General features: G+C 41.0%; 1 protein-coding gene. It reads left to right on the top strand.

Annotated elements, in window-relative coordinates; all coding sequences use genetic code 11:
- Positions 1-39: 39 nt before the first annotated feature.
- Positions 40-429 (top strand): carbohydrate ABC transporter permease (locus FJQ58_RS00320; RefSeq protein WP_139990479.1); only part of this gene is annotated, 390 nt, incomplete at its 3' end.

Below are 429 nucleotides of genomic sequence, written 5' to 3' on the forward strand. Positions count from 1 at the left end.
TTCCTTTCACAGCATGTTTAATAGTTGGGAGTGTGAACGATGGATGCCGTAAAAAGAAGATGGGTGCCTTACTTTTTCCTTTCGCCGTACATGCTGTTTTATTTGGCATTCGGCCTGATCCCAATGATCTTTTCATTATACGTCAGCTTGACGAGCTGGAACGGGATCAGCGAAAAAACATTCGTCGGATTTGACAACTATAAATTTCTATTCAATCCCGATTCTTATTTCTTTAAATCAGTCGGCAATACGCTGCTGTTTGTATCATTTACGCTGCCGCTTCAAATTATTTTTGGATTAATAATCGCCTCGCTGCTTTACAGCCGCTGGGTTAAGTGGAAGGGCTTTTTTCAATTAGTCAATTTTCTTCCCTATATTGTAACACCGGTCGCTGTAGGATTGATGTTCAACTTGCTGTTTGACTGGCAG

Source organism: Paenibacillus paridis, assembly GCF_006345825.1.
GTDB classification, from domain to species: Bacteria; Bacillota; Bacilli; order Paenibacillales; family Paenibacillaceae; genus Pristimantibacillus; species Pristimantibacillus paridis.